We start from the raw sequence: 20980 nt of genomic DNA on the forward strand, positions 1-20980 counted from the left end.
CAGAGCCAGCCCGATCATGAAGCGAACGCAGCGGCACCTAAGATAGAGGGGTGTTCCGCATACTGTTCTATAGACCCGAGATTCCCGGCAATACCGGCAATGCGATCCGGCTGGCCGCAATAACCGGCGCCGAGCTGCATTTGGTGGAACCGCTGGGATTCGATCTCGAAGATTCCAAACTCCGCCGTGCAGGCCTCGATTACCATGACCTTGCCGTGTTGCACGTGCATAAGAATCTGCAGGACGCCTGGCAGGCGCTCGCCCCCGAACGTGTTTACGCTTTCACCTCCGACGGTGAATGCTCCTACACGCGGATCGAGTACCAGGCGGGCGATGTCCTGCTGTTCGGACCGGAATCCGTCGGGCTGCCGACGAGTGTGAAACAGGATGCCCACGTCACCGCCCGCCTCCGGCTGCCGATGCTGCCGACTTTGCGTTCGCTGAATCTTGCCAATTCCGCCTCGATCGCCGTTTACGAAGCGTGGCGCCAGCATGACTTCGCCGGGGCACAGCTCTGACCCGGTGGGCTGATTCCGCGGCCGCTGACGCATTAACCCGCAATCCATCAAACGGAGGTATTCTCATGTCCGCACGTGATCCTGGCCTGGCCTTCACCGACGGTGCCCTGCAGTTCGAGGCCTGGTCCGATCAGCTGTGGGATCCGATGGGGTACGCCCTGGCATCGGCAGCGCAGCTTCAGCCCGGTGAGCGGGTCCTCGACGCCTGCTGCGGCACGGGCGCCGCAACACTCCCGGCCGCGGCCGCCGTCGGGCCCCAAGGTTCCGTCGACGCCGTCGACCTTTCCACCGGTCTGCTGCGCCTCGCCGCCGCCCGCGTCGGCGCGGCAAAGCTGCTGAACACCACGCTGACCGAAGCGGACGTCACGCAATGGCGCGGGCACCGGATTTTCGATGCCGTGCTTTGTTCCTACAGCATGTTCTTCTTCTCAGACATGGAGGCCGGAGTGGAGCATCTGGCCGATATGCTCCGCCCGGGCGGCCGGTTTGTCACCAGCACTTGGCTGGCCGGTGCGCTGGAACCCTTTGCCGGACGCATCCTCCAAGCCGCCGTCACCGAACGTCCGCGGCTGGAAGGCATCCTCCCCCGGCCCAACCGGAACATGGATAAGGTCTCTTCGGCCGACGCCCTCAAGAACTGGCTGCAGGACCGCGGCCTTACCGATGTCACCGTCACCGAGCGCACATTGTGCCTGACCGTCGACGACGAGATGGCGTGGACGCTGGTGATGGGCAGCGGCTGGCGGACCTACCTGCCGCGGGACCCGGAAGCCATCGAACGGGTCCGGAAGCTCTTTGTCCGTTCGGTGGGGCCGCAGGTGGAAATGAACTCGGATTCGCTGATTGGTGTGGGATACCGTCCCTAGCCGCGCGTCGGTGCGGGCCGCTGTGTCTACCGGCGACCCTGCCGGCGTCTGCGGATAATGTGCTCCCATCCGCACCTGCTCCGGCTCCGAATAACTACCGGAAGCAAAAATATCCGGACAGCTGATCCGGCGAGCACCGGAATCGAGGCGAGCGCATGTCGGCCGATCTTCAGCGGCGCAAATCGCAGCCAGGTTCCGCACACCCACACGCGCGCAGTCACCTCACGGCCTCTCATCCCCCGGGTCGACCCCGTTGGCCATTATGCTTGACCTTAATGGATACTCCACGAACTGCACGGCTGCCCGATCCGCCCCGGCAACTGCAGACACCCGACGATGCCGGCAACTCCGAGCGGGACAACCTCGCCCGGCTCATCTCGCTGACCGCGACCGGTGATCAGAGCGCCTTTGCGCAGCTCTACCAGCTCACCGCGAAGCGCGTTTACGGGATGGCACGGCGCGTCCTGATTGACGCGAATTTGGCTGAGGACACCACCCAAGAGGTCTACCTTCAGCTGTGGCAGTCTGCCGCCAAATATGACCCTGCCGCGGGCAGTCCCTTGGGGTGGTTGATGACGATTGCGCACCGCCGGGCGGTTGACAAAGTGCGATCGACGCAGAGCGCGACGGACCGCGAGGCCCGTTACGGCGCCACCAGCCATGTGATCGAGCACGACGACGTCGTCGACACGGTTAATGAGCGGCTCGACGCCGAGTCAGTGGTGAAGTGCTTAGCCACCCTGACTGCTACACAGCAGGAATCCGTGAAACTGGCCTACTATGGCGGACTGACCTATCGGGAAGTCGCCGAAAAACTTGGCGCCGCGGTGCCCACCATTAAGTCCCGCATCCGGGACGGACTATTACGGCTGAAAACCTGTCTGGAGGTGGGTTGAGATGAACGGACAAGCCATCAACAGCAATCAGTTCGCTGAGGATATCGCGACGGACCTCGCCCAGGGCAGGGTTATGGAGCTGGCGGAGATATACGCGGTGCACGCCGTGACCGACGCTGAGCGGGCGGAAATTGACGGGTACATTTCATCCGCACCCCCCGAAATCCGGCACGGCTTTGAAGACCGGGTCCGGCAGGCCAGCGAAGCCCTCGCAGCCGCATACGCCACGGACGAAGCCGAACCGCCGGTAGGGCTGCTGGACAGTATCCTGGCTCAGCTGCCGCCGGCCGCCGCGGCAGCCGGCGCGTCGGAGGCTCCGGCTCCCGGCGCCGATGCGTCTGACACCGGGGCGGATGCTTCCTACACCGCGGGCACATCCGATGAATTGTCCGCCCGCCGGGAGCAAAAAGCCGCTCGGCGCGGTCTCTCCTCCGGGCGGCGCTGGCTGATCGGTGTGGCGGCGGCGGCAGCCATCGTCATCGGCGGTGTGGGTGTAGGAACAAATATTTTCAACAGCCAGGATCCCACCCGGCAGATACTTAACGCCGCCGATCTGCAGACCAAGAAGATTGAATTTCCGGCAGGTGGAACGGCCACCTTGGCCATTTCGGGGTCAAAGGACGCCGCGGTGGTGACCATGGAGAACGTTCCCGACCCGCCGGCCGGCAAGGTCTACCAGATGTGGCTGATCCCCAAAAATGGCACCGCGCCGGTCTCCCAGGGCACCGTGGACGCAGAAGCATTGTCCAAGGCAACAACCATCAAGGGCGTGGACAGCTCGTCCGCGTTTGCCATCACAGTGGAACCCGCGGGAGGCTCCGTCGGCCCAACGATGCCCACGGTCGCATCGCTCCCGCTCAACAGCTAGCACGTTCTCGGGCGACCCTTGACGTTGACGCAGCGTCAAGTTTTACAGTGATCGTATGCCCGGATCAGGGCACAGCGGCCCTGCAGGGCGGCGGAAACCGGCGTGAAAGGGAGCCTGCTGTGAAGGCGCATGATTCGGTCCATCCCCGAGCACCGCGGACCATCCTAACGGCCGGGGCAGGCGCTACGGGATCCGACTGGCCCATTTCGGACGTGGCCAGGATGTCCCGGGTTTCCTCGCGGACGCTGCGGCATTATGACGCGATCGGGCTGTTGACTCCGGCCAGGACGGATCCCAGCGGCCATCGGCACTACGGACCGGCGGAACTTCGTCGGTTGCAGCGAATCCTACTGCTGCGCGGGCTGGGCCTGGCACTGGACACCATTGCAGCGGTCCTGGCGGGCGAAACGGATGAACTCGAAGCGCTCCGCACCCAGCACGGCTGGCTGTTGGCCGAACGTGACCGGATGGCGCGGATGGCCGCGACAGTCGATTCGACCATCAACGCATTGAGACGAGGAGAAACCATGAACGCCAACGAATTGTTCACCGGATTTGAAGAAAATCCTTACGAAGAAGAAGCCATTGCCCGCTGGGGCAAGGACGCCGTCGGACGGAGCAACGCTAAGTACGCGGCACTGTCCGCGGACGCCAAGCAGGGCATGGCGGACGAATCCGCCGCTATCAACGCCGACCTGGCCCGTTACCAGCGTGCCGGGTTGGCCGCCGACGACGACGCTGTCCAGACCGTCGTCGGGCGACACTACCGGTGGGTCTGTTTCCATTGGACACCGAATGCTCAGCAGTATGTGGGTCTGGGCCGGATGTACATCGACGAACCTCGGTTCCGTGCCGCCTACGAGACCGCCGGTGTGGACACGCAGTTCCTGCTTGAGGCCATCACGGCCTACGCCGCCGGAAACCTCGCTTAGCGCCCGGCTCGGTGGGCGGTGGGCGCCCGTTGCCTCGACGGGCACCGGAGTCAGCCCTTGCGGCGCTTTATTTCCTCGGTGGCCTGCGGCAACACGGTGAACAAATCTCCGACGATGCCGAAGTCCGCGATGTCAAACACCGGTGACTCGGCGTCCCGGTTAACAGCAACAATGACCTTGGATGTCTGCATCCCGGATTTCTGCTGAATGGCCCCCGAGATCCCGGCCGAAATATACAGCTGCGGGGAGACCGTTTTGCCCGTCTGTCCCACCTGCGCGGAGTGTTCGATCCAACCTGCGTCGGTGGCGGCCCGGGATGCGCCGACGGCAGCGCCGAGGACGTCGGCGAGCTCCTCCACAGGCCCGAAATTACCCTCCATGCCGCGTCCGCCCGCCACGACGATCCGTGCCTCTGTCAGCTCGGGACGGCCGCTGGCGGGCTTGCCCGTGCGGTCAATGATCCGCGCGGCAAGGCTGGCCGGACCGAAAATCACGGATACGACCTCCACCTCCGGCAAGGCCGGTACAGCCGCTTCTTCGGCATGGACGCTGTGCGGCTTGACGGTGATGACCGCAGTCGCCGTCGTCGCTCTGGCCGTCACAGTATATGAACCTGCCAGAACGGATTTTTGCACGTTCAGCCCCGCGTCAAGCCCCACAGCGTCGGAGATCACGCCGGCCGAAAGAGCGATGCCCACCCGCGCCGCGATTTCCTTGCACTCGGCACTGTTCTCCAGCAGCACGGCCGCCGGTTGCAGCTGTGCGGCGACGTGGGTGAGGAAATCCGCCTTGGGAGCCACCAAGTATTCAAAAAGTTCGCTCTGCTCACACTGGTAAATCCTGCTGGCTCCGTGCGCACCCAGTGCGGTCAGAACCTCCCCTGACAGGGGTCCGGCCAGCACCACCACGGGCTCCCCCACCGCGCGGGCCAGGGCCAGCAACTCCTGGGTGCTCTGGGGCAATGCGGCGGCGCCCCCATGTGCGGAAGGCTGGTCAACAAAAACGAGAACTGCAGACATGGCGGGTCCTTCAGGCTCAGAGCAGCTTTTGGGCGGCGAGGAAATCCACCAGCAATAGGCCGGCGTTCCCTTCGTCATTGATGATGGTGCCTGCCGTCCGCGGCGGCCGGACCTGCGCAGACTCGACGACGGTCCAAGACCCTGCCCGGCCGACCTGCGCCGGGTCGACGGCGATATCGGCCACCGTCAGTGTGGTCACCGTCTTCTTCTTGGCGGCCATGATGCCCTTGAAATTCGGGTAGCGCGGCGAATTGATCTGGTCCGTCACCGAGATCACGGCGGGCAGGGTGGCTTGGACCACCTCCGACTGGCTATCACCGTCCCGGCGGATAACCGCCCGGCGGACGCCGCCGTCGTCTGTCACCTCCAGCGACGCGGCGAAAGTCAGCTGAGGCAGCCCAAGACGAGCGGCCAGCTGTGCTGGAAGCAGGGACGTTTCACCGTCTGTAGAGGCCATCCCTGTCAGGATCAGATCCACCGGCCGGGAGGGCGATAGGTGACGGATCAGAGCCGCGAGGGCCAGGGACGTGGCGGCGGCGTCGGAGCCTGCCAGCGCCTCATCGCTGAGGTGGACACCTTCGAAGGCGCCGATCTGCAGCGCTTTTTTCACCGCGGCCACGGCTCCCGCGGGGCCCATCGTGACGGCGACGACATTATTTCCCGCGGCCACTCCGCCGCGCGCTTCCACCAGCTGAAGGGCCGCCTCGAGAGCATACTCGTCCAGTTCGGAAAGGATGCTGTCCGAGCGGTCTACCGTGTTTTCTTCGCCGGTCAGGTGCCGGTTTAACTGGACGTCCGGTACGTGTTTGACCAGAACCACTATGTTCAGTGCCGAATTTTCCATTGCTGCCCTTCATCCTGCAAGTCGTTACCCAAACCGGTTGCCGCACCCACCGGTCGGGGCATATTCACGGTCATCGCACCTGGCTGTTCTTTCCCCCAAGCTATCCTCATCGAGCTTAGTGCGTCGTCGTCGGCGACAGGCATTTATGCTGCGCAGCGTGACGATCGGCAGCGGCGCCGGGCAGCACCTCGGCGCAACCGGCCCGGCACACTCGCTGCGTCGGATGGTGATCGCCGACCGGCCGGACAGCAGCCCAAACGCCACTGGAAGCGGGCGAACGACGTCACAAGCAGGGGCGGTTCCGCTGATCCGGAACCGCCCCTGCGGTCATGCCCTGCGGCGGTCATGCCCTGCTTTTATGCACTACTCTCGCCCTGCCCTGACCTGTTCACGCAGCGCCGCTGTCATGCTCCGCTGCTACTCGCTCGCCGCATCCAGGGTTACGTCCACGGACTGCTGCTTGCCGTCGCGGAGGAAGGTGGCCTTGACCGTAGCACCGGCCGCCTGTTCACGGACTGCCGCCGTCAGTGCTGAGGCATCGTCAATCACCCGAGTACCGAAGTTGGTGATGACATCACCGGCCTTGAATCCGGCCTTGTTCCCAGCCGATCCGGAAACCACCGAGGCAACAACGGCACCATTTGAGAAGGAGCCGGAGTTGGCCTGGCTGCCGGCGGCGCTGGGCTTGACCGAGACCCCAAGCTGACCATGGGTGGCTTTACCGTTGGCAATGATCTCCTGGGAAATCCGCTTGGCGGTGTCGATCGGGATAGAGAAGCCGACGCCGATGTTACCTGACTGGCTGCTCGAGCTGGATGAGGATCCAGCCGACGCGATGGCCACGTTGACGCCTATGATCTCACCCTTGGTATTCGTCAGTGCGCCGCCCGAGTTGCCGGGGTTGATCGCCGCATCGGTTTGAATCACGTTGAGGTTGACCGTACCGGTGGTCGCGCTGTTCGAGCCGCTGGAGCCGTCCGGTGGAGCAAAATTGAAGCCGTTGCCGTTACCCGATCCGGACGAATCACTCTGTGACTTCGGCACTGCAGAGGAGGCCACCTGAATGGTCCTGTTGAGCGTGGAGACAATGCCGTCCGTAACGGTACCGCTCAGCCCAAGCGGAGCACCGATGGCAATGACTGTGTCCCCGACATTGATCTTGTCCGAGTCTCCGAGCGTCGCCGGAACAAGACCGGGGGCGTCGATCTTGATGACGGCCAGATCGGACAGCGGATCGGTGCCGACGACCTTGGCCGGATACACCTTCCCGTCACTGGTCCGGACCTCCAGCGTTGCATTGGCGGCCGCGCCGTCCAGCGTCACCACGTGGGTGTTGGTGAGGATGTGCCCGGCCGTGTCAAGAATGACCCCGGAACCGGTTCCGCCGGAATTCCCCGATGCTGCAGAGATCGTAACCACGCTCGGAGTTGCCTTTTGCGCTGCTGCCGTTACCGCGCTGACGTCGTTGGTGTTGTTCACAATCAGGGGAATATTCGGCGCGGCCTGACTGCTGCTCACGGCTGAGGTCTGATTGCCCAGCAGGAGCGAGGCGCCGGCCCCTGTCCCGCCGCCGACCAATGCAGCGGCAACCATGCCAGCTACGAAGATGCCGGCGCCGACCCTCTTCTTCTCGCGCCTTTTACCGGGCCGCTGGCCGGCCGGATACCCCGGCCCTCCGGCATGCGGAGGCGTCTGGCCAAAGACCGGGTGGCCTCGTCCTGCGTTGTCCTCGGCGGAGTTGCCTAGTGAAGAACCGCTGTGGGAGAACGACGGCGAACCGGCCGGGTAGTCCGGCGGAGGCGCCGGAGTGCCGAAAGAGGTCTGAGCATACTGACCATACTGGGGCTGTGTTCCACCGGGCTGGCCGAAACCGGAGTGTGCTGCGGACTGGGCTGCGTGTGGGGACACATGCTCCGGCGCAGTCTGCATCGGGGAAGTCTGGTCTGACGACGTCTGTTCAGGGGAAACCACCGGAACTGGAGCATCGTCGGACGACCCGTGCCGGGCGGCAGTCGGCTCCTGGGCCGTCGACGCCAAGGACTCTCCGGCGTCGTGGCGCCGGTTCCACCACTCATGCATCGGCAAGGTGGGGTTAATGCCCTGGGCCGGAACGGGGCCGTCGCTGATCCGCTCCGTGTTGGTCCACTCCGAGCCGCTGTCCGAACCATGGCTGTTCGACACATGGTTGTCCGAAATGTGGTTGTCCCCGGTGTCCGGCTGCCCCTCGTTGGGCGCTCCGCTGCCGGACCGCTCCGGGGTGCTTGCCGCAGCGGTGCTGCCGCCCGTGCCCGTCCCTGCCGTGCCGTTCTCAGGTGTGCGGCTGTCAGTGGGGACGGCATCGCTGCCAAAGCCGGACTCGCCGCCATTGTGCTCGGTCATTGGTCTTTCCTTCCTTATCGGTAGTTCCACTATGGACGCCGGAACTGGAGCCTTCGCGAACGTTTGCTGGAAGCTTCCTGTGAACTGACATTCTCCACCCATGGACCGACAATCCAACCTATACCGGCAGCACCGGCCAGATTCGGCCGGTCAGATTCGGCCGGTCAGATTCGGCCGGTCCCTCTAAAGTCTCCGCCGGACGGCTTGTTTTCGCTAGCGGCATATCCTGCAATATGGACTGGCATCTGGACGCATCATAGAATCAAAAGCAGCTGCCACGGCTCGCTTCGGCACTTCGCTGCTGGGTCGCCGGGGCTCTTTGCCCGGAGTGCGCCCCGGCCGGGGTCTTCCACTAACGGGTTCGCAGGTAACGCACCGAAGGGTTTCATATGCGGTCCGGTCTCAGTTTGTTCACTCGCCTTCTTGCCGCGGCGGGACTCGCCGCCCTGCTGCTGCTCCCCGGGACAGCGGCCAATGCCGAACCGCCCGTGAACATTCCGGCCGGCCAGTACGTGGTGGATGCTGCCGGAGTTCTCGGCAGCAAAGCCGGTGACGTCAAAAACTCCCTCACACAGCTGAGCCGGGACCACGGTTACACCCTGTTCGTGGTGTACGTGAAGTCCTTCGATTCCATGGATCCACAGGCGTGGGGCCAGTCCGTGGTCAACAGCAAGAGCATGGGCAGCCACGATGCCCTTCTCGCTGTGGCAACGGACGAGGGCCATTTCACGTTTCTTGGCGGAAAGAACACGACCCTGACGCCGCAACAGGGCGAAAACATCATCGGTAAGGCCATCAAGCCCCAGCTCAGCGGCCACAACTGGGCGCAGGCCGCGATCGACGCGGCCGCCGCCCTGGGCGACGCGGCCGGAGGCGGCAGCGGCACCGTTCCGAACCCCACCGGAGGTTACGTCGCCCTCGGTATTGGTGGCGTCGTCGTCCTCGGTGGGGCCGGCACGGCCCTCGCGATCCGCAGCAAACGACGGAAGACCGCTCAGGCTGCCACCGAGTCCGGCTACGGACCCGACGGCGAAAAGCTTGACCCTCTGGCGGGCGTCAGCATTCCCGAGCTGCGCCAGCGGGCCGGCTCCCTCCTCATTGCGGCCGATGACGCCATCAAATCCAGTGACCAAGAGGTAGGGTTCGCCCAGGCCGCCTATGGCGATGAGGCCGTGAAACCGTTTCAGAAGGCCCTGTTCGAGGCCCAAGGCCATCTGCAGGAGTCCTTTAAACTCCAACAGCAGCTCGACGATGCCATCCCGGATACAGTCGGGGAACAACGCGCCTGGTACGGGGAGATCATCCGCCGCTGCGAAGCCGCCAACGCGTCGTTGGAAGAGCAGAAGGAAAACTTCGATTCACTGCGGGAGCTGGAAAAGAATGCCCCGGAGGCATTGGCCACTGTGGCGGCCGGCCGCGAGGAGGCGGAAGCCAGGGTCGCCGCGGCGGAGGCCAACCTGACGGCGCTGCAGAGCCGGTACACGGAATCGGCTCTCTCCACCATCGGGGACAACATCAGCCAGGCGCAGGAACGGCTCGAATTTGTCCAGACCGCATCGCAGACGGCACAGGAGAAGATCTCCGCCTCGGACGCCAGCGGCGCCGCCGTAGCTGTGCGGGCGGCGGAGGAAAGTCTGCATCAGGCCAAGCTGCTGCTTGACGCGGTGGGCAAGGTCGCCGAGGGCCTCGATCAGGCGCTGTCGGCGCTGCGGGAGTCCGTACGAGAAACTGGCTCCGATCTGAATCAAGCCAAAGCTCTGGCCTCCTCGGGGACGAATCCGCACTTCACCGGCCAGATCGCCGCGGCCGAGTCAGTGCTGGATCAGGCACAGCAGGAGCTTGCGGCCGACCGGCTGGACCCCGTCTCCATCCTTGCCCAATTGGAAAAGGCCCACAGCGGTATCGATGCCATGCTTGCTGGGATCCGGGACCAGCAGCAGCAGGCCGCCCGGGCCTTGGCGTCGCTGGCCCAGACCATCAGGGCCGCGCAGGCGCAGATCTCCTCCTCGCAGGATTACATTGCCGCCCGCCGCGGCGGCGTCGGATCCGAGGCCCGGACCCGCATCGCCGAAGCGCAGCGGAACCTCGATTACGCGCTGTCCATCCAACGCAGCGATCCCGTCTCGGCGCTGACTTATGCGCAGCAGGCCAGCGCGTTGGCCCAACAGGCCGCCCAGCTTGCCCAATCCGATGTCTCCGGCTTCCGGGGCGGCGGCAGTTACGGAGGGGGCGGCTTCGGCGGTGGTGGCTTCGGCGGCGCGATTTTGGGCGGTATCCTCGGCGGAATGATTTCCGGCGGCGGCAGAGACGGCGGCAGCTGGGGTGGCGGTGGATTTGGAGGATTCGGCGGCGGCGGAGGCGGAGGATTCGGCGGCGGAGGCGGTGGGGGCGGCTTCGGCGGCGGCGGCGGGAACTTCTGACGTCGACCACAGCGCAGGGAACGTCACACTCCGACGGCCGCGGGACCGTCTGGGTCGACGACGGCGGGGCGGTGAGCGGCCGCAGTCCCGGAGGAAGCCAGACTATGGTTTTTGACAGGCTACATTCAGCGATATCAGGTTTGCCCATTCCTCACGGGGACCCAGAGCAGGACGAAAGGTAACACGATGGCTAAGCAGTCCATTTTTGGCCGTATCTCACAGTTGGCCAGGGCCAACATCAACGCGTTGCTGGACCAGGCCGAAGATCCGCAGAAAATGCTCGATCAGATGGTCCGTGACTACACCAACAACATTGCCGAAGCTGAATCAGCGGTGGCCCAGACCATCGGTAATCTGCGGATGCTCCAGGATGACTACCAGCAGGACATCAAGGCGTCACGGGATTGGGGCACTAAGGCCCTGGCAGCCAGCCGCAAAGCCGATGAATACCGCGCCGGGGGAAATGACCCAGACGCGCAGAAGTTCGACAATCTCGCCAAGATTGCGCTGCAGCGCCAGATGACCTCCGAGAACGAGGCCAGAACCGCTGAGCCGAGCATCGCAGCCCAGTCTGACGTCGTGGAGAAGCTCAAGACCGGGCTGAACCAGATGAAGGGCAAGCTCGGTGAGCTTTCCGCCAAGCGCAATGAGCTTATTGCCCGCTCAAAAACGGTGGAAGCACAAACGCAAGTCCACGACGCGCTCAAGAGCATCGACATCCTGGACCCCACCAGCGAGGTGAGCCGTTTCGAGGAAAAGATCCGCCGCGAAGAAGCCAAGGTCCGCGGCCAGGCTGAGCTGGCGGCCTCCAGCCTGGATGCCCAATTCAACAGTCTGGAGGATCTGGGCGAGCAGACCGAGATTGAAGCGAGACTCGCTGCCCTGAAGTCCGGGAACACTACCGCGCCGGCCGCGATCCAGGCAGGATCCCAGGACTCAAAGGCTACCGCCGGCGTGGATGAAACCGAGTTCGAAAACCTCTGATCAGGTTTGTCGTCTGATCTGATAACTCGTCGACGCAGTTCGACACGGCAGGGGGTCCGCGGAAGCGGGCCCCCTAAGCCGGCAGGGGTCCGCGGAAGCGGGCCCCTGCCGGCAGGGGTCCGGTGGAAACGGCAGCGTGGGTCGAGGTGCAGCCGGTAGATTGGGCGAATGGGACCGGGCATTCTACGACTGCGCGATGACTTGAGGTTAACAGACAACCCGGCGCTGGAGGCAGCCCGACGCCGCTGAGCCTCGCCAGCCGTTCTGGGCTCCAGCTCGGATCGACGGGCTGCACGCCCGCACGGACACCCTGGCCAGCTGGGATCTGCGCCCATCCCGGCCGGACCGGGCTCCCGGCTGCTGTACTTCAACCCGGATCTCGCGACCGTGAACTACCGCCCGGAATCCGACTGGTTCCCCTGGGAACCGGTATCCGCGGCCGAGCTGAAATCGTGGCAGCAGGGTACATCGGCTATCCACTGGTGGACGCCGACGCGGCCAGCAACCCCGCCAATTGGCAGTGGGTGGCGGGCTCCGGTGCCGATGCCCCGCCCTATTTCCGGATTTTCAATCCTGTGACCCACAGCAAAAGTTCGATGGCGAGGGCCGGTATCTGCGCCGCTACCTTCCGGACCTTGGATTCGCCCCGGGGCCCTTTGACCTGTAGTGTGAGTCCCACGTAGGGGAGTATCCGTTACGCTGCATACGTCAACACGTGGAGCAATGTCGCTCCGCCGGGTGCAGCGGGCAGTCATATGAGACTGTTTGGAGAGACTTATGGTGATAGTTTATGCCCTCACCACCCTACGAAAGCAGCCATCGTGACTGTATCCCCCCTCATCTGGGGCCTGACCATTGTCCTGATTCTCGGACTTCTGGCGTTCGATTATTTCTTCCACATCCGCAAGGCGCATGTGCCCAAGCTCCAAGAGGCCGCCCTCTGGTCCGCCATCTACGTGGGTCTGGCACTGCTGTTCGGCGTCGGGCTGTGGATTTTCGGCGGCACGCAAATGGGCACGGAATACTTTGCCGGATATGTGACCGAAAAAGCACTTTCCGTCGACAACCTGTTCGTGTTCCTGATTCTCATCGCAAGCTTCCGGGTACCCCGGGAGGACCAGCAGAAGGTACTGCTCTTCGGCATCGTCTTCTCCTTGCTGGCGCGGACAGGATTCATTTTCCTCGGTGCCGCTCTCATCAATTCCTTCGCCTGGGTCTTTTACATCTTCGGGCTGATCCTGCTGATCACCGCCGGCAACCTGCTCAAGCCGGAAAAGGAGGACGAGGGCTCCGCGGATAACTTCATCATCCGACTGGCCCGCAAGTTTTTCCACACCTCCGAGCATTACGACGGCGACAAGCTGTTCACGCAGGAAGACGGGAAACGCGTACTGACGCCGATGCTGCTGGTGATGGTGGCCATCGGAGGAACAGATCTGCTCTTCGCCCTGGATTCGATTCCCGCGATCTTCGGTCTGACACAGAACGTCTATATCGTTTTCACGGCCACAGCCTTCTCCCTCATGGGCCTTCGGCAGCTGTACTTTTTGATCGATGGACTGCTGGACCGGCTGATCTACCTCTCCTATGGCCTCGCCGCAATTCTCGCCTTCATCGGCGTCAAATTGGTACTGCACGCACTGCATGAAAATAACCTCCCCTTCGTCAATGGCGGGGAGTCCGTGCCGGTCCTGGAAATCAGCACCGGCCTGTCACTGGCCGTGATCATCGGCGTCCTGGCAGTGACTGTGGTTGCCTCCCTGCTCAGCCCGGCGGGCAAGGTGCAGGCGGCGGTTTCCGGCATCCGACACCATGCCACCGAGTACTTGGACCTGACCTACACGGTGGACCTCACCGAGCGCGAGCGTGTCTACACCCTGATGACGGCGGCCGAGCAGGACATCCGCAAAATGCCCCTGAAGCATCGGGACAAAGCCAAGGATGTGGATGAGATCCGCGAGCTGGTCCGCCGGGCGCACGCCGAGCATGCAAAGTTCCCGGCCAAGTAGCCCCTTATCCCACCGGCCTACGGCCGAGGCGCCGACGTGTGACCTGCACGGCCTTGATTCCGCCGTGCAGGTCGGGCTCAAAGCAGGCCGGGCTCAAAGCCGGCCGAGCTGGGGAACCAGTTCGCGGAACAGGTCGGCGGCCGCGTTCGGGTCAGCCAGGGCGGTATTGATCAGGATTGCCACCGTTGCTTTTCTCACCGGGTCATACATGACCAGAGATTCGTAGCCGAATCCAACACCGGTGTGTCCCCACCAACCGTCGAGCTCCCCCAGCGCCAATCCATATCCATCGTACGATGGAGTGAAGTCGCTGTTCTGCGGATCCGAAACCGAGGTCATCCGGGCAGCCTGCAGGTCCGAGGGAAGCAGCGTCCCCGACCCGAGTTCGGTCCCCCAACTGAGCAGATCACCGATATTTCCGAACAGTCCGCCCGCCGCGCTGTACAGCGTATCACTGGGCGGCTGAAGGCCCGACGGACCCTCCGCAGACGTATCCTCGGGCGGCTCCAGCACGGCACCCAACGCAGCATTGGGCGGATACACGATGGAGGTCAGGTGCAACGGATCCAGCAGCCGCGTCCTCACCTGCTGGTCCCAGGTTTGGCCCGTGAGCACCCTGATGATCGTTCCCAACAGCACGGTATTGGTATTGCTGTAGCCAAAGTCCGTGCCGGGGTCGAAAACCAGCGGCTGTGCAAAAGAATCCGCGAGCAGGTCCGCATCCGTCCAGATGTACTCGTCCCCGGAGTTCATCTGGTCCGAGAAGTCCTGAGTATCGGAATACTCAGCCAGCCCGGTCCGCATCTCCAGCGCCATCCGCACCGAAATGGTGTCACCGGACGGAACCGAGGCCACGTACTCTGACACCGGGTCGTCCAGCCGTAGTTTCCCTTCGGCAACCAATTGGAGGATCACGGTGCCCACAAAGGTTTTGCTGATGCTCCGATAAGCGAATAGATCCGTTCCCTGAAGGAACGTTTCGTTGTCAACATCGGCGTAGCCATTCAGCGAGAGGAACCGGCCCCGCGCGGTGGCAATCCCGACGGCTACCCCGTTGGCACCCTGATCGGCAGCGAAATTGCTGACCGTCGACTGCAGATCGGGCGGAAGCGACTGCCAGAGCCCCGGCGGTGCGGCGGCCACAGGAATGGGCGTGCCACCGCCGGACGAACCGCTGCCAGACGTGCCACCACCGGACGAGCCAATCCCGGGCGTCCCGCTTCCTGATTTGACCCCGCCGGACGAACCGCCGCCGGGCGTGCCACCGCCGGACGAACCGCTGCCAGACGTGCCACCACCGGACGAGCCAATCCCGGGCGTCCCGCTTCCTGATTTGACCCCGCCGGACGAACCGCCGCCGGGCGTGCCACCGGGTTTGGCCCCGCCGGCTAAATTGCCTCCGTTGACCTGTCCGTTGCGGTCTACATTAGCCCCGCTGTCCTCCCCGGCGCCGCGGTACCTGGCGGCACCGTCGTGCGATCCGGCCGCCGCGCCGGACCCGGCACCTTCCAACGACACAAAAGACAGACCGGCACCGACCAGGACACCCGCCAGACAGCCAGCAGCTACGCGGCTGAAATGCTTCGGCAACCGTGCCATCGTGCCTCCCTGCTGGAGCTGCGCAGTGCGTGTCCGTCGCGGCGTTGTACTGCTGCTGTGCATGCCCGTACTGTACCTGCGGCTACCCTACCCGCTTGCTGTGCCTTCCGGTGCTGCGCTGACGGCCATGCCTCACATTTGGGCGAACGCCGCCGTCGCCGGATCCGCACCGATCCGCTGGCCGGCCTCCAAGGAGCCGACGGCGGCCAGCTCCTCGGCGGAGAGCGTCAGGGTGACGGCGGCCAGATTTTCCCGCATGCGTGATGAATCCGCGGATTTGGGAATGACGATAGTCCCTCGGCCCAGGTGCCAGGCCAGCACGACCTGCGCCGGTGTGGCACCGTGTTTCTGTGCCAGCGTCCGTACCGTTTCGGCAGACAGATCACTTCCCTGGCCCAGTGGGCTGTAGGCCTCGATCTCAATCCCGTGGGAGCGGCTTTTGGCCGCAACGTCCTCCTGCTGGAACGTGGGATGCAGTTCTATCTGATTGACCGCCGGAGTCATACTGCCACCGGCCAGCAATGTCTCCAAATTGGCCGGGAGGAAATTGGAGACACCGATGGCCCGGATCGCGCCCTTGGCGTACAGCTTCTCCATTGCGTTCCAGGCCTGCACGAACAGCCCTTGTGATGGGACCGGCCAGTGAATCAGATACAGGTCAACAATGTCCACACCGAGCGCCCTGCGGCTGTTCTCGAAAGCGGCTGCGGCACTCCCCTGTTCACCGTTGCGAAGCTTGGTGGTGATGAACAGCTCTTCGCGCGGAATCCCCGAGGCGGCGATGGCCGCCCCTACGCCGGCCTCGTTGCCGTAGGCAGCGGCGGTGTCAATGTGGCGGTAACCGGCTGCCAGCGCGTCCTCGACGATTCTCTGGGTTTCCTCCGGCGGGACCTGAAAAACACCGAACCCCAGTTGAGGGATGGTTACCCCGTTGTTCAGAGTCAGCTCGGGCACGATAACCTTCGGCTCGGTAGACATATGTTTGCCTTTCCACGCTGTCATGCCGACGGCGGGAAGTTCCGCCGGCCTCTTCCCAGCCTAGACGCGTTTGGAGCAGACTGGAGGAATGGAATATACCCAGCTGGGCCGCTCTGGTCTGAAAGTGTCCCGTCTGTGCCTCGGGACGATGAACTTCGGACCGCAGACCCAGGAAACTGACGCCCACGCCATCATGGATTCGGCCCATCAGTCGGGGATAAATTACTTCGACACCGCCAATGTTTACGGTGGGGAACACCATCGGGGCTGGACCGAGGAGATCATCGGGCGCTGGTTTGCCCAGGGCGGCAACCGCCGCGAACATACCGTGCTGGCGACCAAGCTGTATGGCACCATGACGCACCTGCCCAATGAGTCAAAACTTTCCGCTCTGAATATCCGGCGGGCGCTGGACGCCAGCCTGAAGCGGCTGCAGACGGACTACATCGATGTTTACCAGTTCCACCACGTGGACCGGAACACGCCCTGGGAGGAGGTCTGGCAGGCCGTCGAAGTCGCCGTCCAGCAGGGCAAAATCCTGTATTCGGGCAGCAGCAACTTCGCCGGCTGGCACATCGCACACGCGCAGGAGGCTGCCGCACGGCGGCATTACAACGGTCTGATCAGCGAGCAGTCCATCTACAATCTCCTCACCCGGAACGTGGAACTCGAGGTCATTCCGGCAGCGCAGCACTATGGGCTGGGACTGATTCCGTGGTCGCCGCTGCATGGCGGCCTGTTGGGCGGAGTAATGAAAAAGGAGCGCGGCGGCGTCCGGCGCACCGAGGGCCGTGCCCAGGAGACCCTCAAAAACCATCGGGATCAGGTCCAGCAGTACGAGGACTTCTGCGATGAACTCGGTCAGGAACCGGGCAACGTAGCCCTGGCCTGGCTGCTGCACCAGCCCGCTGTAACCGCTCCGATCGTGGGACCCCGGACCCAGGAGCAATTGGACGCCGCCATTACCGCCTTGGATGTCAGGCTGGAAGACGACGCGCTCAACCGGCTCGACGGTATCTTCCCCGGCCACCGGAGCGCGCCGGAAGACTACGCATGGTGAGCGTCCGGGGGTTCGCCGCCGCGCCCAGCATTCTCTTCATCGGTGGTACTGGTGTGATCAGCGCGGCCGCGGTGGAACGCGCCGTCGCCCAGGGACATCGGGTCACCGTACTGAACCGCGGCGTCTCGTCTCTGCGCCCGGCTCCGAAGGATGCCGAAGTCCTGCAGGCGGATGTCCGCGATGGTGCCGCGGTGCAGGCAGCCTTGGGAAGACGCAGGTTTGATGCCGTGGCGGACTTCGTCTCGTTCACCCCCGAGCATGCAGCCGCCGGAATCGCCCGATTCCTTGGGCGGACCAGTCAGTACGTTTTCATCAGCTCGGCCTCGGCCTACCAGAAACCGCCGGTCCGGTTGCCCGTCCTGGAATCGACGCCGCTGCGCAACCCGTTCTGGCAGTATTCACGGGACAAGATCGCCTGCGAGAACGTGCTGATGCAGGCCTACCGGGACGAGGGCTTCCCGGTGACGATCGTCCGCCCCTCGCACACTTATGACCGCACGTCCCTGCCCTTGCTGGGCGGGTGGACGGACATTCATCGGCTCCGGAGTGGCCTGCCGGTGCTGGTGCATGGCGACGGCACCTCGCTGTGGACGCTGACGCACAGCAGGGACTTTGCCGTCGCCTTCACCGCCCTGCTGGGCCGCCCGCAGGCAGTCGGCGAAAGCTACACGATTACCTCTGACGAATTCCTGCCCTGGGATCAGATTTACCGCCTGCTGGCCAAGGCAGCAGGGGTTTCGGAGCCCGAGCTGGTGCATGTGTCCTCGGAGACAATTGCCGCGCATGCGCCGTCGCTGGGCCCCGGATTGCTCGGGGACAAGGCGCACTCGGTCATTTTCGATAACGCCAAGATCAAGTCCCTGGTGCCCGGTTACCGGGCGGACATTCCGTACTCCGCGGGGGCACGGGAAATCATCGGCTGGCACGACGCGCACCCCGAAGCGCAGACCGTCGACCCGGACTTCATGGCGTTGTCAGGCGAGCTTGTGGCTTGGGCCCGGCGGGCGCCGCTAGCGGACTGAAACCCGGCCGCCGCTGACATCCCAGCGGGTGTCCAGCCGGACTTTCTCCAGCAGTCGCCGGTCGTGCGTGACCAGCAGCAGGGTGCCGTCGTAACCTTCCAACGCCTCCTCCAACTGCTCGATCGCGGGCAGATCCAAGTGGTTCGTGGGTTCGTCCAGCACCAGCAGATTGACGCCCTTGGCCTGCAGCAGGGCCAGCGCGGCACGCGTGCGCTCTCCCGGTGAGAGACTGCCGACGGCGGCACTGACCTGGTCCGCTTTGAGCCCGAATTTGGCCAGCAGGGTGCGCACCTCAGCGCCGTTCAGCTCCGGGACCTGGCTCTCAAACGCATCGCCGAGACCATCGGCCTCGGCCAGCCCTCCGCGGACCTGGTCAATTTCGCCCACCGCGACATTGGCGCCCAGGGCCGCGATGCCGCCGTCGGGCGCCTCATGTCCGAGCAGCAGCCGCAGCAGCGTCGTTTTGCCCGCGCCGTTGGGCCCGGTGATCCCGATCCGCTCCCCCGCATTGATCTGCAGCGACACCGGTCCCAGCGTAAAGTCGCCGTGCCGGACGACGGCCTGATTCAGCGTGGCCACCACAGAACTTGAGCGCGGCGCCGCCCCGATGGTGAACTGCAGATGCCACTCCTTGCGCGGTTCGGCCACCTCGTCCAACCGGGCAATGCGCGATTCCATCTGCCGGACCTTCTGCGCCTGCTTTTCCGAGGACTCCGTGCTGGCGCGGCGCCGGATCTTGTCATTGTCCGGGGCCTTCTTCATCGCGTTGCGCACGCCCTGCGAGCTCCATTCGCGCTGAGTGCGGGCGCGGGCGACCAGATCCGACTTTTTGTCGGCGAATTCGTCATAGGCCGCACGTGCCTGCCGGCGCGCGGTGGCCCGCTCCTGCAGATACGCGTCATATCCGCCGTCGTAAACGGTCACCTGGTTCTGCGCCAGATCCAACTCAACCACGGAGGTAACGCAACGGGCCAGGAACTCGCGGTCGTGCGAAACCAGGACCACGCCGCCGCGCAGCCCCTGAACGAAGGATTCCAGCCGCTGCAGTCCTGCCAGATCCAAGTCATTGGTGGGCTCGTCCAGCAGGACAATGTCAAAGCGGCTGAGAAGCAGCGCCGCCAGGGCCACTCGGGCCGCCTGGCCGCCGGAAAGGGCGGTCATTTGCGCGTCCGGACCCGTTCCCAGCTCCAGCTCCGCCAGCACGGCGGGGATCCGGTCCTCCAGATCCGCCGCACCGCAGGCGAGCCAATGGTCCAGCGCCGCGGCGTAATCATCATTGGCCGAGGTGGTTCCCGAGCTCAGCGCGTCCGCGGCAGCTTCCATCCTGGCGGTTGCCTGGACCGAGCCGGTGCGGCGGGCGATGTAGCCGGTCACCGTTTCGCCGTGACGACCCTCATGTTCCTGCGGGAGCCAGCCGACAAAGGCATCCGACGGCGCCGTGCTGACCGTGCCCGCGAAGGGGTCTTCGACCCCGGCGAGGATGCGCAGCAGCGTTGATTTGCCGGCACCGTTGGCACCCACGACACCCACCACGTCCCCTCGTGCCACAGTCAGATTGAGATCGGCGAACAGTGTCCGGTGGGCGTGGCCGCCGGAAAGGTCCTTGGCCACCAATGTTGCACTCATTGGTCAAGTTTATTCAACCGGCGGAGGCTGCCCGCACATGGTGGACGGTCAGGCAGAGGAGGGCCCGCGCACGGACAGTCTGGGACGCGGGCTGACTGACCACAACTCCCGCCGGTGTGCTCAGTCGGAACCGTCTGACCACGACCGCAACTCCACACTGATACGGTCAGGCGCCGACGGGGAGACGACGATACAGGCTAAGATATATGTTCGATTTAACTATGGCCATGGTAGAATAACTAGAATATACTAGTAGCATGAACGGCGAACCCGGTTTCGAAGCACTCCTCGAGGAATACCTCGGGAGGCCCGAACACGCCCGCCGCGGCCTCGTCCAAGGCACTCTGACTGCGGGGTCCGCGGTCCCATTTCTCCCGGAACTGATCTGGGGCCCGAGCCGTCCGGTCACCGACGAGGACCTGCGGCACTCCCTGGTGAACAGACCCGTCCTGGACATCCCCGCTGCGGATAATCGGGTTGCCGACGGCCGGGCGATCGATGACCCGCCGGCCGATCCACGGGCCGCCGATGTGCAACCGCCAGCGGAGAATAACCTGCCGGATACTGACCTGCAGCCCGCGGACCTGCAGCCACCGGCGGACAGTGACCTGCCGGACCCCGGCCTGCCGGACCCCGGCCTGCCGGACCCCGGCCTGCCGGACACTGGCCTGCAGCCGGCGGACGTGGAACCGGCGGATGTACAGCCACCGGTGCTGCCAGAGAGTGATCTGGCGTCCCCGGATGTGCGGCCCGACCTGCAGGTCGAGTCCGTCCGTCGGGCCCTGTTGGCGGGCCTGGTCCGGGAAGAGGACCCCGACAGGCTGGACCCGCTACGGACCGCCGAGGCCCTGCTGCTCACCGACCCCGCCGGCGGTGATGCCGACCAGAAGCTCGACTACGCCGCCGCAGCCGGGAAAATGGTGTCCTGGGCCCAGGCCATCCAGACCCGGGCCGTCGCCG

The 20980-nt window shown here is 64.4% G+C and carries 16 protein-coding genes and 2 pseudogenes; 12 read left to right on the forward strand and 6 right to left on the reverse strand.

What is annotated here, in order from left to right; translation table 11 throughout:
• Nucleotides 1-50: 50 nt before the first annotated feature.
• The 5 genes from QMG52_RS10325 (at nt 51) to QMG52_RS10345 (ending at nt 4080) form a co-directional block, all read left to right on the forward strand.
• Nucleotides 51-518, forward strand: a complete 468-nt coding sequence (locus QMG52_RS10325) for a tRNA (cytidine(34)-2'-O)-methyltransferase (RefSeq protein ID WP_283560322.1) — start codon at nt 51-53, stop codon at nt 516-518.
• A gap of 65 nt (nt 519-583) precedes the next feature.
• Nucleotides 584-1384, forward strand: coding sequence for a class I SAM-dependent methyltransferase (locus QMG52_RS10330; RefSeq protein ID WP_283560323.1), 801 nt, complete (start codon nt 584-586; stop codon nt 1382-1384).
• 275 nt (nt 1385-1659) lie between these two features.
• Nucleotides 1660-2280 (forward strand): ECF RNA polymerase sigma factor SigK, encoded by a 621-nt coding sequence (gene sigK, locus QMG52_RS10335; protein ID WP_283560324.1) that lies wholly within the window; start codon nt 1660-1662, stop codon nt 2278-2280.
• Nucleotide 2281: 1 nt separating this feature from the next.
• The gene (locus tag QMG52_RS10340; protein WP_283560325.1) at nt 2282-3148 is read left to right on the forward strand and encodes an anti-sigma factor; all 867 of its coding nucleotides are present in this window, start codon (nt 2282-2284) and stop codon (nt 3146-3148) included.
• A 119-nt stretch (nt 3149-3267) separates the two neighbouring features.
• Nucleotides 3268-4080, forward strand: a complete 813-nt coding sequence (locus QMG52_RS10345) for a MerR family transcriptional regulator (protein ID WP_283560326.1) — start codon at nt 3268-3270, stop codon at nt 4078-4080.
• Between the two features lie 50 nt (nt 4081-4130).
• Here the strand turns inward: QMG52_RS10345 and QMG52_RS10350 are convergent, their stop codons facing one another.
• The 3 genes from QMG52_RS10350 to QMG52_RS10360 form a co-directional block, all read right to left on the reverse strand.
• Complete coding sequence (locus tag QMG52_RS10350; RefSeq protein WP_283560327.1) at nt 4131-5099, reverse strand: electron transfer flavoprotein subunit alpha/FixB family protein; 969 nt, start codon at nt 5097-5099, stop codon at nt 4131-4133.
• A 16-nt stretch (nt 5100-5115) separates the two neighbouring features.
• The gene (locus QMG52_RS10355) at nt 5116-5943 is read right to left on the reverse strand and encodes an electron transfer flavoprotein subunit beta/FixA family protein (protein WP_283560328.1); all 828 of its coding nucleotides are present in this window, start codon (nt 5941-5943) and stop codon (nt 5116-5118) included.
• Between the two features lie 417 nt (nt 5944-6360).
• The gene (locus QMG52_RS10360) at nt 6361-8322 is read right to left on the reverse strand and encodes a S1C family serine protease (RefSeq protein ID WP_283560329.1); all 1962 of its coding nucleotides are present in this window, start codon (nt 8320-8322) and stop codon (nt 6361-6363) included.
• 389 nt (nt 8323-8711) lie between these two features.
• On the opposite strand from QMG52_RS10360, the gene QMG52_RS10365 reads away from it, so the two are divergent.
• The 4 genes and pseudogenes from QMG52_RS10365 (at nt 8712) to QMG52_RS10380 (ending at nt 13735) form a co-directional block, all read left to right on the forward strand.
• The gene (locus tag QMG52_RS10365; protein WP_283560330.1) at nt 8712-10742 is read left to right on the forward strand and encodes a TPM domain-containing protein; all 2031 of its coding nucleotides are present in this window, start codon (nt 8712-8714) and stop codon (nt 10740-10742) included.
• 186 nt (nt 10743-10928) lie between these two features.
• Entirely contained in the window at nt 10929-11726 is a 798-nt protein-coding gene (locus QMG52_RS10370) for a PspA/IM30 family protein (protein ID WP_283560331.1), read from the forward strand.
• Between the two features lie 357 nt (nt 11727-12083).
• A pseudogene (locus QMG52_RS10375) lies at nt 12084-12393 on the forward strand (FAD-binding domain-containing protein); the annotation flags it as partial.
• A gap of 154 nt (nt 12394-12547) precedes the next feature.
• Nucleotides 12548-13735, forward strand: coding sequence for a TerC family protein (locus QMG52_RS10380; RefSeq protein ID WP_283560332.1), 1188 nt, complete (start codon nt 12548-12550; stop codon nt 13733-13735).
• 93 nt (nt 13736-13828) lie between these two features.
• Here QMG52_RS10380 and QMG52_RS10385 read toward each other — a convergent pair whose 3' ends face one another.
• A complete protein-coding gene (locus QMG52_RS10385) occupies nt 13829-15334 on the reverse strand; it encodes a serine hydrolase domain-containing protein (RefSeq protein ID WP_283560333.1) in 1506 nt (501 codons plus the stop codon).
• Between the two features lie 132 nt (nt 15335-15466).
• On the reverse strand, nt 15467-16312 hold the full coding sequence (locus QMG52_RS10390) for an aldo/keto reductase (protein ID WP_283560334.1): 846 nt from the start codon (nt 16310-16312) through the stop codon (nt 15467-15469).
• Between the two features lie 88 nt (nt 16313-16400).
• Between QMG52_RS10390 and QMG52_RS10395 the strand changes: the two genes are divergently transcribed.
• The gene (locus QMG52_RS10395; protein WP_283560335.1) at nt 16401-17372 is read left to right on the forward strand and encodes an aldo/keto reductase; all 972 of its coding nucleotides are present in this window, start codon (nt 16401-16403) and stop codon (nt 17370-17372) included.
• Nucleotides 17366-18394 carry an SDR family oxidoreductase gene (locus QMG52_RS10400; protein ID WP_283560336.1) on the forward strand — a complete coding sequence of 343 codons (1029 nt, stop codon included), beginning with the start codon at nt 17366-17368 and terminating at the stop codon, nt 18392-18394. Before QMG52_RS10395 ends, QMG52_RS10400 begins: the two co-directional genes overlap by 7 nt.
• Here QMG52_RS10400 and QMG52_RS10405 read toward each other — a convergent pair.
• Nucleotides 18383-20020 (reverse strand): ABC-F family ATP-binding cassette domain-containing protein, encoded by a 1638-nt coding sequence (locus QMG52_RS10405; RefSeq protein ID WP_283560337.1) that lies wholly within the window; start codon nt 20018-20020, stop codon nt 18383-18385. The two genes, QMG52_RS10400 and QMG52_RS10405, sit on opposite strands and share 12 nt — an antisense overlap.
• 257 nt (nt 20021-20277) lie before the next feature.
• Here QMG52_RS10405 and QMG52_RS10410 point away from each other — a divergent pair.
• Nucleotides 20278-20980, forward strand: a pseudogene (locus QMG52_RS10410) (hypothetical protein); the annotation flags it as partial.

Source organism: Paenarthrobacter sp. PH39-S1, assembly GCF_030063245.1.
In the GTDB taxonomy this organism is placed as follows: Bacteria; Actinomycetota; Actinomycetes; order Actinomycetales; family Micrococcaceae; genus Arthrobacter_M.